This window comes from Exiguobacterium sp. K1 (assembly GCF_033721435.1).
Taxonomy (GTDB): domain Bacteria; phylum Bacillota; class Bacilli; order Exiguobacteriales; family Exiguobacteriaceae; genus Exiguobacterium_A; species Exiguobacterium_A artemiae.
On record NZ_JAOTIT010000001.1, the window covers coordinates 903,541 to 919,800 of the forward strand.

Consider the following 16,260-nt stretch of genomic DNA (forward strand, 5'->3'; position numbering starts at 1 on the left):
AAACGGGTACAAGGCAGTGTGTTTTGGTCGCATTCACGCGCGGTTTTTCCGCAGCAGATACAAGAAGTACGGTACACCAATGATTGCTGTGATCAATCCGGCCGGAATTTCAAGCGGCGGATGAATCCCGCGCCCAATCGCATCGGCGACGACCAACAGTCCGCCGCCGACGAGGACGGCCATCGGAATCAACAGGTGGTGCCGGTGACCGATCAAACGTCGGGCCATATGCGGGGCAACGAGTCCAAGGAACCCGATTGATCCGACCATCGCGACGGCGACACCAGCGAGAACAACAGCAAGCGCGAGAAAGACATACCGGGTTCGTTTCATCCGTAACCCGAGACCGATCGCCGCGTCTTCACTGAGTGACAGAATATCGAGTTGCCGGTGTCCAGACCAGATGGCGAGTCCGAGAATCAGAAAGACCGGCGCCAGGACATACACTTCCGTCCAGCCTTTGCCGAACAGACTGCCGGCAAGCCAAACGAGTGAATCATTCGTCTGAAGCGGAAACTTGATCAACAGATATTCCGTTCCCGACGCACAAATCGCACTGACGGCGATGCCGAGCAAAGCAAACGAACTGTGTTGCAGCTTGCCGTGATCGGCAAGTAACATCAGGGCAATCATCACGAGTGCCGCTCCGCCCATCGCTGCAAGCGGCGTCAAAGCGAGCGGACCGTCCGGAAGTAACGCAATTGTCAAAACGGCAAACAAGGCCGCTCCGTTCGTCACGCCGATGACGTCCGGGGAGACGAGCGGATTCTGGATGATCGCTTGCAACAAAACACCAGATAGGGCAAAACAACCGCCGGCGAGTAACGCGAGAAATGTCCGCGGCAACCGGTAGTTCCAGACGATGAAGGCACTTCCATCTCCTTGCAGGGCTACGACGATTTCACCCGGTTTCAAGTAGACGGAACCGACGCCGAGCAACAGAAAACTGAGCACAGTGACAAGGAGCGACATGAGGACGAGACCAAGCCATGGTTGTTGACGGAGTCTGTTCATTTACGCCACCCCTTTCGTCTGACGTTTCGCTAAATACAAGAAGAACGGCGCCCCGAGTAATGCCGTCACGATCCCGACCGGTGATTCATAGGGATAAGCGATGAACCGGGCGAGGACATCGGCAGACGTCAGCAACAGTCCGCCGCATAACGCGGACACCGGCAGGACATACCGGTAATCCTCCCCGACCAGGCGCCGGACGATGTGCGGGACCATCAGACCGATGAAGCCGATGGCTCCGGCGACGGCAACCGTCACACCGGCCAGCAAGACAACAGCGACGGCTGCCAGCATCCGGATTCGGGTGATGTTTTGCCCCAGTCCGACGGCGACGTCCTGACCGAGTTGGAAAATGGCCAGCGATTTGGCCAGGCTGAAGGCTAAGATCAAGCCGATGATCGACCACGGCACAATCAACCGGACTTCAAGCCAGCCGCTGTCACTGATCGAACCGGATAACCAGTACAAGACATTCGTGATCCGGTCATTGAACAAAATCAACCCTTTCGTCAAAGACGTCAGCAACAAGTGGATCGCCATCCCGACGAGGGCCAGTTTCAGACTCGTCATACCGCGGACGGAAGCAAACGAAAAGACGAGCAACCCGCCGATCATTGCACCAAAGAAAGCGAAGTACACGAGATTGGCCGTCCCGAGCGCCGGGAACAGCAATAACGCGAGAACCACGAACAGCGAGGCTCCGGCGTTGACACCAAATACCTGCGGCGAGGCGAGCGGATTCCGGGTGACCGCCTGCATCAATGCTCCGGCGACGGCTAGGTTTGCCCCGAGTATCAGTCCCAGTACTAATCGTGGTAATCGAAGTGTCGTCAGGACCAATGTTTCTTTTGACAAATCACTGGATGACCATTCCCGGATGGCTTCGAGCGGCCGGATCGTCGTCACGCCGAGAAACAGACTGAGATAGGAGCTGAGTCCAATCAGCACAATAAGTAGAACGAGCAAACGGATCAATCGTGTTTTCCGAATCATCAACGGCTTCCCCTTTCATCAACAAAAGCCAGATTGCTCTGGCTCGTGTCGTCGTTTATGATTTTTTCGGATACAGCAGTTGAATCGCTTCGTCGACGATTTGTTCCGCTGCGTCCAGTCCGCGGTAACGGGTCCACAAGTCACGATTGACTTCGTAGACTTCACCTTTTTTCACAGCCGTGATTTGATTCCAGAGCGGATTCTTTTTCCACTCGTTGAGCAGTTTCGGGTCGGCTTCCGCCATGAAGATGACGTCCGGATCCCATTTGACAATCTGCTCCAGCGTAATCGTCACGGTTGGTTCTACTGTTTTCGTGATGGCATTATCGATGCCGAGTTTTTCAAGCAGTTCCCCGTCAAACGATGTCTCTCCGTGTGCCGTCAATGAATCGGACCGGAAGACACCGACCATGATTTTGCGTTGATCGTCCGGATCGACTTTTTGTTTGGCAACTGCGAGCCGCTTGTCATGCAGTTTCAGACGTTGCTCCATCTTATCGGTCTGTCCGACGGCTTCCGCGATGCTCTTGAACGATGCGATGTTTTCCTGATAGGTCGCGTTCCGGCTTTTTAAGATGATCGTCGGTGCGATTTGTTGCAGTTGTTTGTAAATGCCTTTATGCCGGTTGAAATCTCCGATGATCAAGTCCGGTTTCAGTGAACTGATGACTTCGAGATTCGGTTGCTGGCGTGTCCCGACTTCCGTAAAGGAAATCTTCTTACCGAGCAGCCCCGATACATCATCCTTGTTTTCCTGTGCGATGCCGACCGGTTCAATGCCCAGTTCGTCGAGGGCATCGACGAACGAGAACTCAAGAGCCACGATCCGTTTCGGATGGTCCGGTACGTTCGTTGTTCCTGCTTCATGCGTGACAGCGTGCGTCTTTTTCGTCGTCTCTTCTTTCGCTTGTCCGGCACATGCCGCAAGCATCAGACAACTCATTACAATAAGCGCTAATGCGCCGGTCATTCGTTTTCGTAACATGAGGAGCCTCCTTCTTCATCCGGAATGAGAATCATTCTTAATTAATCCTGTTTCAGCATAACAAAGTTCATCACGAAACAAAAGACCAAATCTTATTTTCAGATAACATGTATCCTGTCATGAACGGGAATATGCGATAATGGAATCATCGATTAAAGGAGGAATTGTCTTGTCTACATTTATTAAAGACGTAGCCGGCCGGATCCATTATCCGCTCGGTCATGCGTTAACGTTTGCCGATTTACCGGCGCTGCTTGAAGCCTTTGCCTATCACCTGCCGTTTGATAATGCAGTGGTTCTTAAAAAAGAGTCGGTTCCGTTTGACCAGAACCGACTACGACAGACCTTCATCGAACGTCAGGCGGGCGGTGTCTGTTATGATCTCAACCATTTGCTGTACGAAGTGTTACGAATCAAAGGGTTTGACGTTTCACTTCTCAAGGCGACCGTCTTCGATCAGGAAAATGACGTCTGGTCCGCGACCGGTCCGACCCACGTCGCCGTCCTGCTGTCGCACCAGGAGCAGACCTATCTCGTCGATACGGGATTCGGTGTCAATCTCGCCTTACGCCCAATTCCTCTGACCGGAGAAACAATCACATCACCGAGCGGCAACTACCGGATTGCCCCGAACGGCGCCGGTTATCAGCTGGAGATGTTACGGACCGGTCAGGATGACGAGTTTGTCATCGGGTACCATTTCTACACGCAACAGACGATCGAACCGGCTGCTCTATCCGACATGGAACAGATCATCCAGGAGCATCAGGCTTCCCCCTTCAACAAACGTAGTCTGCTCGCCATCCGTAAGGCCGATGGACACCGTATTCTGACACGACAGGCGTTGACGACCTGGACCGATGGCAAGAAAACGATTCAACCGGTCACATCCGACGACCAGTACGCGGCCTTTAAACACGACTTCTTTTAAGGAGATGAGGAGACTTGTATCGTTATATCCTCTGTTTGATTCGCAAGAACGATCAGTGGTTGCTGCTGAACCGGCAAAAACAACCGGCGATGGGGATGTAGAACGGGGTCGGCGGTAAAATCGAACCCGGCGAGTCCCCGGCAGAATCCGTCATCCGGGAAACGTTTGAAGAAACCGGTCTTACTCTGACCGCTGTCCAGTTTTCGGGCACGATTCTCCTGCAGGCGGACGAGACGGTCGGAATTTATTTGTTCCTTGCCGAACTGCCGCCGGATCAGTTCCTCGTGACACCGCTCGCGACCCGGGAAGGTATTCTCGACTGGAAACAGCTTGACTGGATTCTTCATCCGGACAATACCGGCGTCATCAGTAATCTGAAGGCTTACTTGCCGCACGTCTTGAAACAGACGACACCACAGCTCCATACGTTGCACTATGACGGGCACCGGCTGCTTGAGCACCATATTTCTGAACTGGAACAAATCATCCACTAAAAAAAGACATCCGTTTGTTTGCTGCTGACCGAAATCAACAGTGCAAACGCATGTCTTTTAAGTTTCAGTTAAAACCAAGCAGTTCCAAACCGGTCACGATCAATCCGACCATTACGATTCCGGGTAACAAGTTCGCGACCCGGATTTTGGTGATGCCGGCTAGATTCAAGCCGATTGCTAAAATCATCACACCGCCGGTCGCCGTCATCTCAACGATGAACTGCTGGAGGATGGCGTCCGGAACAAATTGCGTAATCGCCACTGCGCTGAGAGCAATTGCCCCTTGATAAACGAGGACCGGAATCGCCGAAAAGATGACGCCGATCCCGAGAGTCGAGCTGAGGACAAGTGCCGTGAAGCCGTCAATCAGTCCTTTTGTATAGAGGACGTCATGGTCCTGACGTAAACCGCCGTCAAGCGCCCCGAGTACGCCCATTGCTCCGATGACGAAAATCAACGTGGCTGTGACGAAACCTTCTGCGATATTCGATGGATGACCCCGTCCGATTTTTAGTTCAAGCCATTCGCCGACTCGGTTCAGCTTTTCATCAATTCGTAACCATTCACCGATTGCCCCACCTAAGACGAGACTGCCGATGACGATCAGGAAGTTCTCACTCTTCAGCCCCATCTGAACACCAAGCACGACGACAGCGAGTCCGATTGCCTGGACAACTGTTTCCTTCGTCCGTTCGGGAATTTTATGAAACAGCAGACCGAGTAATGTACCGATGACGATTAATCCTGTATTGACAAGCGTGCCGGTTAAGACCATCCTGTATCCTCTTCTCTAAGTAATCATATTTACATGTGGTATTTGAAATAATTATATATCCGGTACTTCTTTTGACTGAGCCTGCTTTAAACTGTGGATCGTCATCCCAAGCATGACAAGCAACATCCCGGACAATGCGAGACCGGTCGGAAAGACGGCGTGTAAAAACAGCATCTCCCCGAGGACGGTGAACAGGATTTCAAACGACTGTGTCGCTTCGACGGCTGCGAGACGGACCGGTTCCGCACGGACGAGTGTCGTCGCATAAAAGAACAGTGATGTCGCGATGACGCCGGAGAACAAGGCGACCAGTCCCGACTGACCGACTTGTCCCGCGGACGGTAAGCCGACTTGCCTGTAGGCAATCGCGGATAACACGAGCCAAAACGGCAGACTGGCCACCGTCATTCCGAGAATCCGGTCAAAGACATCAAGTTCGTCCCCGTACCGTTCCATCATCTTCCGGTTGCCGAGCGGATACGCGATCGCGGCACAGATGACCGGAAGGACACCGAGCAGCAGCGCCGAAACAGATACCCCTTCCGCGACCGATAATTGCATCAGGCAGACACCAGCGACGATTAACAGCGAATAACGGAGCGACGCCCACGGAATCGTCTGTTTGAACAGCGGCGCGAGCAACGGTCCGGCAAGAATCGTCACCTGCCAGGTCCCTGCAATCAGCCAGCCCGGTGAATAGTCGGCGGCAAGACAAATCCCGCTGTAAAAAATCCCAAAGCCGATCGTCCCGTATGTCAGCCAAAAGTACGGTGCTTCCCGAAGTGCCGACCAGACACGACCGAGCCGGCGCCGGTAGGCGACAATCACGACGAGCAGCGGCAACATCAGATAAAACCGTAAGGCGGCGCTGTAGATCCAGTGTCCCCCGCTCCCTTGCATCGATTGATTCAGGATGAAGGTGACGGCAAAAAACATCGCCGCCAAAATCCCGCTTATGATGGGTCGCATGGCGTGTCCTCCTCTAAAGAAGCAATCAGATGGCGCCCGAGACCGTTCCAGTTGTGTTCCGTCGCACGGACAAGGTCTTCAATCCTGCCGTTTTGACAGGCTTCGATGATCGTTCGATGATCCGTGACCGAGTCATGCCCGTGACGGCTGAACTGGGCATACTCGAGCCGGCGGATCAGCGGTGTCAAGCGGTTTAACGTGTCCGCTAGTTGCCCGTTTTGACTCCGTTCGAGAAACAGCCCGTGGAAAGCGTCATCGAGTTGCAACGCTGACGCGGCGTCCCCGCGGTTGATTGCTTCCTGAAACATTTGATTGAGTTCGATTAAACGGGTGATATCCGCTTCCGATAAAGGAAACGCGAGACGTGCCGCGAGCGCATGCAGTGTCGCGACGATCGGAAACGTCTGTCTTGCCTGCGTCACGTCAAGCATCGTCACATTCGTCCGTGATCCCCGTTTCGCGACGACAAGTCCCTCCTCCTCCAGTTTTTTCAACGCTTCTCGAACCGGTGTCCGGCTGACGCCGAATGCTTCCGCTAGCTCCTGGTCGTTCAGTTTTTGACCCGGAGCAAGCGCTAAGGTGATGATTTGCTGTTGCATTCGTTGATACACTTCTTCACTTAAGGAAGTTCGTTGAATCGGTTGAGTTTTCATACAACTAATATATTACATATCAATTAAGAATGTACAGATTTTTCCTGTTGATGTGAGGAAAGATTGTTTGAAGTGCTGTTACAGGAATTAAACCACCTTGAAGTCATCGCTTATTTAATTTACAATTATTTGGTAGATCATCTTGATAAATGGAGGGTTACTCGATGTCCAGTCTCGGATTATTTCTAATCATTATCTTCTCAATCGCCATCTGGATGACCGTTTCCAAAGAAACCACAAAGGATTCTGAGGAAATCAGTCGTCCGAAAATGTTGACGTTGCTGACTGCAGGATCGATTTCGACCATCATCCTCGTCATGACACTCGTTCAGTCTCTCAACATCTTCTGACCTTTAAACAGTTGATCACGCTTTAAGAAACGGGGCATATCCTATGAATATGAAATCCTTTCTTGTCGGCTTCATCCTGATTTACCTGTTGCTCAGTCTTCCCGCCTTTTTCGGAATCGGGTATGTCATCGACTGGGTACCGGAAGCGACGCTCGGTCAGAAGTTTAACGGGTATGTCATGGAAGGACTGAAAAACCAGTTTCTGCTGAAAAGCTTATGTGCCGTGATTGCAAGTATCGTCCTGAGTCTTCTGCTGTCTAACCGTAAAGTAGGAACACGTATGTAATGCCACACGAAGACGTCCCGCTCTGTTTGAGCAGGACGCCTTTTGCTGTATTTCTTGAGTAGAATCGGGATTAAGAAGCCTGTTGTTTCTCGACGACTTTTTCTTTCCGGAACAATCCGAGGTAGACCAGTCCGAGTCCGAGACAGACAATCAGTCCGATGTAGACACTCATCATGAACGGTGCGAGCATCGCTCCGAGAATAATCGTCGAGCGTGACAACAGATCGGCACCGGCGTGCGACGTGCCGGCAAACGCCGAGTAGGCGCCGCGTTGGTCAGCCGGCATCATATTGGCTTTTTCCGCGTTCAGCGTCGGGGAATAAAGCAGCTCCCCGATTGTCGCGATGAAGATAAATGTCAAGAGCAGCGTCAGTGAATTGGTACTCGTTACGGTCGCGTAACCGATGATGTAGAGAACCAATCCGCCGACCAATGCCTGTTTATTCGTAAAGCGATTTGAGAACCGTTGAATGAAGAATGTCAGACAGACGACGAGAATCGTATTTTCAATGTTGATCAGACTGAGCATCCGGACGCCGTTAACGGTCAGGTCCCCGATTGTCACCGTGTCGAATTCGTCCGCCAAGCGGACGGCGACGTAACTGCTTATCGAAAATTCGGCGGCGAGAATACACATCGAACCGAAGACGACTTTGACGAACGGTCGGTCACGCCAGGCAATCTGATAACTTCGACCGAGATCTAAAAATACATTCCGGAGCGGTTGTTTCTGCCAGACGTGTTTCGATTCGTCGAGCAAAAAATGATAAGCGACCGGCAACAGCAACGACGTACACGTCAGAAGACTGAATAAGAAGAGCCGGTTGCTGACGTAAAGCCAGCCGCCGAGCGCCGTTCCGAGGGCAATCGACAGATTGATCAGCCAGTAGTCGATCGCATACACGGCGCGCCGGTTTTCCGGCGTCGTCGCATCGATGATGATTGCGCTCATCGCCGGCCGACCGATATTGCTTGTCACCGTGAAAATCGCATAGGCAATTGTGAACAGTAATATCTGATCGATGGCGAGACAAATCGTCATGACTAAAAACATTAATCCGGTCGCCGTCGTCGACAGGACGAGCAACCGTTTCCGCGGGAAGCGGTCGGCGAGGTAGCCGCCGATCAGACCAATCAGGAAACTGAGTATCACTGTCCCGATCAAAAAGATTCCGGCAAACACTTTATTGTAGGCTTGGACGAACAGCAATGCCATGAACGGCATGATGGCGAACGAAATCGTCCGGTTGATGAATGATGTAACCAGTCTGACTTTAATTGGTTGAGGCATTTCTTTCCATTCCATGTTGTCACCTTCCATTCTCTACCTGTATGATAAACAAGACAAGTACATAAAAAAATGGACATCGTCAGAAAAAGATGTCCCCTTTTAGAACGGAGGAATGAGATGGACGCGTATCTGTTCACGTTATGGAAAACCTGTCGCGAAGGTTCGTATTCGATTGCCGAACTGGCTGACACAATCCATTTAAGCCCCAAACAAACGAAGCGGTATTTGAACCGTTGGCAGGAAGACGGCTGGCTCGACTATACGAGCGGTCGGGGCCGCGGCCATTTGACACGGCTCGTCTGGCTCCGTCATGTCGAACGCGAATATGCGAAACAGATGCTCGAACGGATTGAACGGGAATCGGTCGACGCCGTGACGGAAGAACTGAGCTGGGACTGGTCGCCGGCACAAACGGGACGGTTCATGCGAAAGCTCGAGCAAAAGTTCGGCTATACGCAGGAGTCGTCCGATGCCCTGCTGATTCCCCGCCGACGTCCTTTTTTAACGACCGATCCGCTCGAAGCCGCTGACATTCACAGTGCCCACCTCGTCCAGAATGTCTTCAGCCGGTTGTTCGCGATTGATGCAGACGGCAAACTGCAAGGTGAACTGGCCCATCATTATGCCTGGAACGGTCCCGTCCTGTCGCTTTATTTACGAAAGGATGTCCGCTTCCATGACGGATCACTTCTGACGAGCAAGGATGTCACGAAAAGTCTCCGGAAACTGGTCGCTTATCCGGCGTATGCCCGGTCGTACCGGCATGTCGAGCACATTCAATCCAACGGACCGTACCAGGTCGATATCACGTTAGATCAGCGCCGCCATTCGTTGCTGCCGAAACTGGCGACCATCCATACGAGCATCAGCAAGGACGACGTCGGGACCGGACCGTTCCAGCTGACCCGAAATGACCCGAAAAAGACGATTTTGTCCGCTTTTCCGAACTATTACGGCATCCGTGCCCTGCTCGACCGGATTGAGTTCATTCAAATGCCGGACGCCTATGACCCCGTCTACCGGACATCCCGTTCAGACTCTGGTGAAACGGATACGATCGCGACTCAGTCCGGCTTTGGACTCGTCTTTTTGAATCCGCGTCCCGGTGGTCCGTTCGAGCGACCGGAAGCGCGGCACTATATTCACCGGTTGATTGCGGCGATCCGTCCGGCGATCCAGTCACTCAATGAGCGGGGTTTTCCGAACGACCGTGGGTTTCTGGAACAGTTCAGTTCCGTCCATCCGCTTCCGGAGGGTCCAACCGTTTTGTTTACGCAACCGCTCCGGATCAAACTGACCGACTTCACGGACAAGGTGACACGCTGGTTATGCGAGACACTCGACGCGCACGGAATCCCCTATGAGTTCGTACCGATCGGTTTTAAAACGAGCATCACCGATTTTCATTCCTTTGACACGATTGATCTCGCCGTTCACGCGGAAGTCTTTGAACGGAACTTACCGGTCGCCTTTCATCAGTTTTTAACGAATGATTTTTCCCCGCCGGCGAAGATGTTCCGGCAGATGCCAGAGATGAACAAATGGATTGACCGGTACGACGAGACGCCTTTTGAAGACTGGATGAGACTGCACCAGACGGTCGAACGATATTTGATCGACTCGTCTTACTTCATCCCGCTCTATGATGACACCCGGATCATCCCGTTTCCGATTGAATTACAAAATATCACGATTGATTCGTTCGGCTACTTCGATTTCTCAAAACTGTGGATTTCTTCTTAACCTCCGGTATTCTCCGGAGGTTTTTTGTCGGTTACTTGACGAAATGATGGCATACTTGTGACAAATATCACGTACTTTTTTAAATCTAGTATTTTATCTATTGCATTAAAACCAAATGTGACGGATACTGAAATCGAACCTGATCCGATCACCCATTATCCAAAAAGGAAGTGTACTTATGTTAACTCCATCTGCGATCACCATCATCAAATCAACCGTCCCGGTGCTTGCCGAACACGGCCACAGCATCACACGTGTCTTCTATCAGCGCCTATTTGAAAATCATCCGGAAATGAAACATATCTTTAATCAATCGAACCAAAAAAATGACCGTCAGTCGCAGGCGCTTGCGACAGCCGTCTACGCCGCCGCCGCTTACATCGATCAGCTTGAGACGTTGAAACCGACGTTACTGCCGGTCCTTCACAAACACCGCAGCCTGCAGATCAAACCGTACATGTACGACATCGTCGGAACGGAACTGATCGGTGCGATTCAAGACGTCCTCAAAGACGCAGCGACACCGGACATCATCGACGCCTGGACAGCCGGCTACGGGGAAATCGCCAAGCTGTTCATCTCGCTCGAAGCGGAACTGTATCAACAGGATGAACAGGCAACGGACTTTGAAGGGTATCAACCGTTCGTTATCGAAACGATGACGACTGAATCAAGCGACATCAAAGCGTTTACGTTACGTCCGGCAGACGGACGACCACTTGCTCCGTACCAAACCGGTCAATACGTCACAGTCCGCCTGCAGGCACCGGATGGCTTATGGCAAAATCGCCAATACAGTCTGACGACAGTCGCCAACGGCACATCGTACACGATCGGTGTCAAACAGGACGGGTCCGTCTCACGTCAGCTGCACGGTCTGTCCGTCGGTGAAAAGGTCCTGCTCAGTGCACCGGCCGGTTCGTTTACATTAACGGACGCTTCGACGCCATTTGTCGGTCTCGCCGGCGGAATCGGTTTGACTCCCCTTCTTGCGATGACCGAAGCTGCCCTGGCGGCTGGTCGTGAATCGACGTTATACGTCGCCGTCCAGGACGATCTCGACCGCCCGTTCGCTGAACAATTGGCCCGGTTTGAAGAACAGGGAGCAACGATCATCCGCTATGCGGAACGTAATGCATTGCCGGGTACAACACCGGGACGCTTGTCGGTGGCTGATGTCACGAACATTGACCGGGCGGCCGACACGTATGTCTGCGGACCGGAAGCGATGATTCAGTTCGTTCGCCGCTACTTTAGCGGTCAAGCGGACAAATTGCACTTTGAAGTGTTCGGACCAAGTCTGGCACTCGAAGCACCGACCGCCGTTTCTTAACGCCTCTCTTTTCTTGTCGACAAAAAAACGGACGAGACTGAACCCTTGAGAAAAGGGTAGTCTCGTCCGTTTTTTCATCATAACAATCGACTCTACGGTAATATGTACGTTGTTATTTTTCAAGCTCCGGTGTCATCCGTCGCCATAAGACATTCAACATGACCGTCATTCCACCGATCGGAATCAAAAACATCAACGCAAGCATCGCCATTCCATCCATCTTTTACATTCTCCTCTGTAAGCGTTTTTTTAAGTATAACGCCCCCCGTTTCTCCTGCCCTCCGCCTGAAGGCCGATTTGTCATCCGACCTCGTCCCGTCGCACTTCCGTCGCCGGTGATTTACGCTGAAGTCGTAGGATCAGCAGAATCAACAGACCGCTTCCGGAAAAGAACAGAAACACGGTATCAATCGCAAACATGGTCGTCAAATAGGCCGTCAATCCGAAGAACAACGCCGAACTGAAGGTTGAAGCAGCGACCATCGCCGAACGAATCCGTCCGAGCAAGGCATCCGGTGTCGTCTGTTGCAACAGCGTCGAAAACGGAATTCCGAACAGACTGAGCGCCATCCCAAGCAACAACATCCCGCTGAAGGCAAACGGCAGAGATGTCGTCAGTCCGATCAGCAAGGTAAAACCGCCCTGCAAGACCATCGACAGATAAAACATCTGCATCAGATCAATCCGGTTCGCAAGTCGCGCATACAACAGCGACATGCCGATCCCGCCGATGACGAGGGCCAGTTCGAGCAGCGAAAACGTATTTGCTCCGCCCCGGATGACGTCTTTCGCAAACGGCGCGAGTAACGCGTTGACCGGTGTAATCATCCAGTTGGCGAGGATACCGAAAACTAAAATCCGGATCAAGCGGTTGTCCCGCGCTAAATAAGTAAACCCTTCCCGTAAATCGGTCCAATAAGTCAGTTGCGGTTTAACTGCCGTGTCTGGTGCCGACCGTAACGGGAACAACAGGAACCAGGCGATCAGGTGGACGACGGCTTCCATTCCTAAAATCACCGTAATCGAAAATCCACTGATTAATAAACCACCCGCCAATAGTCCGGCCAACGTCCCGACCCGGTCGAGCGTACTCAAATAGGCATTGGCAACCGGCAACTGCTCGGACGCGACGATCCGGGTGACGACTTTAAACGCCGTATTGCCACCGATGACCTGCAACAGCGTCTGAGCCGCAAGCAGACTCAGCAACGGCAGAAGGACTGCCTCCGTTTGCGTCAGAAGATACCAGACGGCACCAAGCAGTAAAAACCGGATCAAGACGGTCGCTTTCAGCAGACGGACCGGCTCGATCCGGTCAATCCACGGTCCGACCAGACTCGAACTGATGAAACGGATGACAAACACGGCACCGATGACTAACGAGACGGCTGCCGGCGACAGCAGTCCGGCACACGTCCAGTAGATCGCGATATAGGAGATGCTCGCTCCGACAGTTGCAATCAGGTCAGAGACATAAAAATAACGAAACAGGCGGTTCATTCCAACTTCTCCTCTCACAAGCGGGTTCTCTCCCCCGACATTTTCTCTTTCATCAGTTTACACTTTTTTACATAACCAGCACAGAAGCATTTCCATTTTTTACAGAACCGGTTTTTCCGACATCTGTTCGTCATATTCGATGAATCTTGTTATCGACTTCTCATCGGACTGTAACGCAGAAGTCGTCCGAAGTCCTCTATACTGAACACAGAAGGAAGTGAAGAGCCAATGAGAATGCATACACGTACAGTCACCCATCATGAATCGACGGATCATCCATCGGAAACACGGCTCGGCTATTACTTTTTATTAATCGTCTTGCCGCTTGGTCTGGCGCATCTTGCCCAGTCGCTGATTCCATCAGTCGATTCCCATCAATCGTTTTTATTGTCCCTGCTTACGGTTGGCGCAATCAGTCTGTTTTCGATTCTTGGACGTCGGACCGACGGCAGTGCTAAAACTACCTTTTTCAGCTACGCGCTGTTTTTAGTCGTCAGTTTAACGTCGACGTTTGTCATGCCGCTGATTTAAGATGAACTACATATCGTTTCATCTGCTTCAGACACAAAAAAAGCCAGTTTCCGCAATGCGGAAGCTGGCTTTTGATCTTTTACTTATTCGCACCGACATACGTAAAGAGTGGTCCGCGCAGTTCAAACGAATAATCTTCCGCGTTGACGATACCAACGATTTGATCGCTGTCGAGCAGTTGATCGAGGAACGTCGCCATCTCTGCCGCCGTATGGTACTTGGCGACGTTTTTACTGTAATCAAATCCAGCTTCCCCGCGTGATCGGTCGGCGAATTCCGTTTCCGTCGCCGCCGGTGCGAGGACTTTCGCCCGCAGTTTCGCCCCGGAATTTTTCAATTCTTGCGCGAGTCCTTCCGTATAGGCGCTGACATAAAACTTCGTCGCGCAGTACGTGACCGCGTTCGGGACGATCCGATAGCCGCCGCCGGATGAGACGTTCAGGACCGTCGTGCCTTCGACGTCATGATAATCGTGGACATAGCGGCTCGTTAAGACCGTCAAAGCTTCGATGTTCAGCCGGAGCATCTTCTCGACTTTCGGGACTGACACATCTTTGACATTGTCGAAATCACCGAATCCGGCATTATTGATCCATGTCTCGATGTCGAGATCTTTCAACGAGTCATACAGTTCGTGGACGTTGACCGATTCCGTCAAATCAACGGACCGCAGAATGACATCACTGTCCGGTGCCAGGGCTTTGACTTCATCGCGTAATTTTTCCAGTTCATCCGTCCGGCGGGCGACGAGAACCAGTGATTTTCCTTTTTTCGCAAGCACTTTCGCTGTTTCGTAACCGATACCGGAGCTGGCTCCTGTAATGACCGTGTATTTCATGAACAATTCCCCATTTCTGTTTGGTATAGTGAAAGTCTACAAGTTAGAGTCAACTCTAAGTCAAGCAGGAGAGGTGCGATTAAGATGTATACGATTTCAGAAATCAGCCGATTAACCGAAACAACGGCCCATACAATTCGCTATTACGAAAAAGAAGGACTGTTATTCCCGACCCGCACAAAAAGCGGCGTCCGGCGTTATGATGAAACCCAACTGACGTGGCTCCGCTTCGTCCTTCGGCTCCGGGCGACGCATATGCCGATCGACCAGATCCGGGAATATGTCGAACTGTTCCTCGCATCGTCCGAGACGCACGACACGTCGCTTGAGCGGCTCCGTCTCCTCGAAGCACACCAGCAAAACGTGCGTGCTCAGCTCGCGGAACTCATCCGGACGGAACAGATGATTACGGACAAAATTTCCGTTTACCAACAGCTTCATCCGTTAGTCAAAGAAACGTTTTAAGAAAAAGCTTGCCGGAGCCGGGCAAATCCGGCGTCTCGCGTTTGCTGATCCAGCTCTCCGTAAGCATCGCCGACACTGATTTCTGTTGAACAATACCCGTCTTTGTCGACGAGATAACCTACGAACCCGAGCCCCGTCTGTTCCTGGACCTGCTCGAGTTTCGGGGAAATGTCCACCGCCTGTCCGTCAAAATGGAGGTGGAACATGTTCGAGACCGGAACTTCCGGTGTCGTATGGACGCCCGGTAATGCATTAAACTGCTCTGCCAGTTGTTTTGCCTGCTCATAGTACTGCCCCATCCGGTCCTTTCGCAGTTCATAATAATAATCGGCCGAAACGATGTACGGATACAAACTGATTAAGTCCCCGCCGTACCGCCGCTTCCAAATTCGCGCCGTCTGACAGAACGCTGCTGGGCCTGCGAGAATCGCACCGGCAATCCCACCGAGTCCTTTATAAAACGAGATATAAATACTGTCAAACAAGCCGGCAATCTCCGCTGCCGTCTTTTCATAATACGGTAACATCTCAAACAGCCGTGCGCCGTCGAGGTGCAGCCGGATTCCCCGTTCGCGGCAATACCGGCTGATCGTTTCGAGTTCACTGAAAGCCGGAGCGACACCGCCGATTTCCCGTTGCGGCAACTCGAGCAACAGACAGGCGATGTCCGGTAACGCCTTAATTTCGTCGAGCGTCATCAGCCGGTCCGCTGCGCCGACCAGAATCGTTTCGATCGGGTGCAACTCCTTCAGTCCGTCCTGCTCATGGATTTCGAGATGACAGAGCGGATGGTAAGCGACGGTCCGGTTGTCCGTCTCGTCCGACCAGATCCGTAACGCCACCTGTTGCGCCATCGTACCGCTCGGGAAAAAGACGGCATCGTCCATTCCCAGTACATCCGCAAATTTTTGTTCGAACGGTTCGATGATTGATCCCGTTCCGTATTGATCACTCGCCGTCCCGTCTGCCACTTCTTCAAAAGCGGTTTTTAAGACGCCGACATTCCGTTTTCCGTGTCCACTGATCTGACCGGTTGCTTGTTGAAAACTTGTGCGTAAGCGATTCATGGGGTAACCTCCATTTATTTAGGAAATAATGACTATTTTTTG

Annotated in this window: 19 protein-coding genes; 8 read left to right on the top strand and 11 right to left on the bottom strand. The window is 52.0% G+C overall.

What is annotated here, in order from left to right:
• Positions 1–33: 33 nt before the first annotated feature.
• From N7U64_RS04665 to N7U64_RS04675, 3 genes are read right to left on the bottom strand one after another with little or no spacing between them, the layout of a single operon-like run.
• Positions 34–1,014, bottom strand: a complete 981-nt coding sequence (locus N7U64_RS04665) for a FecCD family ABC transporter permease (RefSeq protein WP_318928693.1) — start codon at positions 1,012–1,014, stop codon at positions 34–36.
• Positions 1,015–2,007 carry an iron ABC transporter permease gene (locus tag N7U64_RS04670; protein ID WP_318928694.1) on the bottom strand — a complete coding sequence of 331 codons (993 nt, stop codon included), beginning with the start codon at positions 2,005–2,007 and terminating at the stop codon, positions 1,015–1,017.
• A gap of 55 nt (positions 2,008–2,062) precedes the next feature.
• Positions 2,063–2,992, bottom strand: coding sequence for a helical backbone metal receptor (locus N7U64_RS04675; RefSeq protein ID WP_214848718.1), 930 nt, complete (start codon positions 2,990–2,992; stop codon positions 2,063–2,065).
• A gap of 169 nt (positions 2,993–3,161) precedes the next feature.
• Here N7U64_RS04675 and N7U64_RS04680 point away from each other — a divergent pair, with 169 nt between their 5' ends.
• A complete protein-coding gene (locus tag N7U64_RS04680) occupies positions 3,162–3,923 on the top strand; it encodes an arylamine N-acetyltransferase family protein (RefSeq protein WP_318928695.1) in 762 nt (253 codons plus the stop codon).
• 52 nt (positions 3,924–3,975) lie between these two features.
• On the opposite strand, the gene N7U64_RS04685 is transcribed toward N7U64_RS04680, so the two are convergent.
• Positions 3,976–4,134, bottom strand: a complete 159-nt coding sequence (locus N7U64_RS04685; protein WP_318928696.1) for a hypothetical protein — start codon at positions 4,132–4,134, stop codon at positions 3,976–3,978.
• On the opposite strand from N7U64_RS04685, the gene N7U64_RS04690 reads away from it, so the two are divergent.
• Positions 4,076–4,417, top strand: coding sequence for an 8-oxo-dGTP diphosphatase (locus N7U64_RS04690; RefSeq protein WP_318928809.1), 342 nt, complete (start codon positions 4,076–4,078; stop codon positions 4,415–4,417). The two genes, N7U64_RS04685 and N7U64_RS04690, sit on opposite strands and share 59 nt — an antisense overlap.
• Positions 4,418–4,481: 64 nt before the next feature.
• On the opposite strand, the gene N7U64_RS04695 is transcribed toward N7U64_RS04690, so the two are convergent.
• The 3 genes from N7U64_RS04695 to N7U64_RS04705 are packed head-to-tail and all read right to left on the bottom strand — an operon-like array spanning position 4,482 to position 6,814.
• Complete coding sequence (locus N7U64_RS04695) at positions 4,482–5,192, bottom strand: DUF554 domain-containing protein (protein ID WP_188004255.1); 711 nt, start codon at positions 5,190–5,192, stop codon at positions 4,482–4,484.
• A 51-nt stretch (positions 5,193–5,243) separates the two neighbouring features.
• Positions 5,244–6,161: a multidrug resistance efflux transporter family protein gene (locus tag N7U64_RS04700; protein WP_318928697.1), complete on the bottom strand. Its 918-nt coding sequence runs from the start codon at positions 6,159–6,161 to the stop codon at positions 5,244–5,246.
• Entirely contained in the window at positions 6,146–6,814 is a 669-nt protein-coding gene (locus tag N7U64_RS04705; protein WP_318928698.1) for a GntR family transcriptional regulator, read from the bottom strand. Before N7U64_RS04705 ends, N7U64_RS04700 begins: the two co-directional genes overlap by 16 nt.
• 164 nt (positions 6,815–6,978) lie before the next feature.
• Here N7U64_RS04705 and N7U64_RS04710 point away from each other — a divergent pair, with 164 nt between their 5' ends.
• Together N7U64_RS04710 and N7U64_RS04715 are read left to right on the top strand one after the other, a co-directional pair.
• The gene (locus N7U64_RS04710; protein ID WP_214848705.1) at positions 6,979–7,164 is read left to right on the top strand and encodes a hypothetical protein; all 186 of its coding nucleotides are present in this window, start codon (positions 6,979–6,981) and stop codon (positions 7,162–7,164) included.
• A gap of 43 nt (positions 7,165–7,207) precedes the next feature.
• Positions 7,208–7,450, top strand: coding sequence for a hypothetical protein (locus N7U64_RS04715; RefSeq protein WP_214848704.1), 243 nt, complete (start codon positions 7,208–7,210; stop codon positions 7,448–7,450).
• Between the two features lie 70 nt (positions 7,451–7,520).
• On the opposite strand, the gene N7U64_RS04720 is transcribed toward N7U64_RS04715, so the two are convergent.
• On the bottom strand, positions 7,521–8,756 hold the full coding sequence (locus N7U64_RS04720; protein WP_318928699.1) for an MFS transporter: 1,236 nt from the start codon (positions 8,754–8,756) through the stop codon (positions 7,521–7,523).
• A gap of 102 nt (positions 8,757–8,858) precedes the next feature.
• On the opposite strand from N7U64_RS04720, the gene N7U64_RS04725 reads away from it, so the two are divergent.
• Both N7U64_RS04725 and N7U64_RS04730 read left to right on the top strand, forming a co-directional pair.
• Positions 8,859–10,484 (top strand): ABC transporter substrate-binding protein, encoded by a 1,626-nt coding sequence (locus tag N7U64_RS04725; protein ID WP_318928700.1) that lies wholly within the window; start codon positions 8,859–8,861, stop codon positions 10,482–10,484.
• Positions 10,485–10,662: 178 nt separating this feature from the next.
• Positions 10,663–11,817, top strand: coding sequence for a globin domain-containing protein (locus N7U64_RS04730; protein WP_318928701.1), 1,155 nt, complete (start codon positions 10,663–10,665; stop codon positions 11,815–11,817).
• Positions 11,818–12,117: 300 nt separating this feature from the next.
• On the opposite strand, the gene N7U64_RS04735 is transcribed toward N7U64_RS04730, so the two are convergent.
• A complete protein-coding gene (locus N7U64_RS04735) occupies positions 12,118–13,317 on the bottom strand; it encodes an MFS transporter (protein ID WP_318928702.1) in 1,200 nt (399 codons plus the stop codon).
• Between the two features lie 234 nt (positions 13,318–13,551).
• Between N7U64_RS04735 and N7U64_RS04740 the strand changes: the two genes are divergently transcribed.
• A complete protein-coding gene (locus N7U64_RS04740; protein WP_251135853.1) occupies positions 13,552–13,848 on the top strand; it encodes a hypothetical protein in 297 nt (98 codons plus the stop codon).
• Between the two features lie 79 nt (positions 13,849–13,927).
• Here the strand turns inward: N7U64_RS04740 and N7U64_RS04745 are convergent, their stop codons facing one another.
• On the bottom strand, positions 13,928–14,686 hold the full coding sequence (locus N7U64_RS04745) for an SDR family NAD(P)-dependent oxidoreductase (RefSeq protein ID WP_318928703.1): 759 nt from the start codon (positions 14,684–14,686) through the stop codon (positions 13,928–13,930).
• An 84-nt stretch (positions 14,687–14,770) separates the two neighbouring features.
• Here N7U64_RS04745 and N7U64_RS04750 point away from each other — a divergent pair, with 84 nt between their 5' ends.
• Positions 14,771–15,151 (top strand): MerR family transcriptional regulator, encoded by a 381-nt coding sequence (locus N7U64_RS04750; RefSeq protein WP_318928704.1) that lies wholly within the window; start codon positions 14,771–14,773, stop codon positions 15,149–15,151.
• Here N7U64_RS04750 and N7U64_RS04755 read toward each other — a convergent pair.
• A complete protein-coding gene (locus N7U64_RS04755; RefSeq protein ID WP_318928705.1) occupies positions 15,148–16,218 on the bottom strand; it encodes a threonine aldolase family protein in 1,071 nt (356 codons plus the stop codon). The genes N7U64_RS04750 and N7U64_RS04755 overlap by 4 nt on opposite strands.
• Positions 16,219–16,260: the final 42 nt, after the last annotated feature.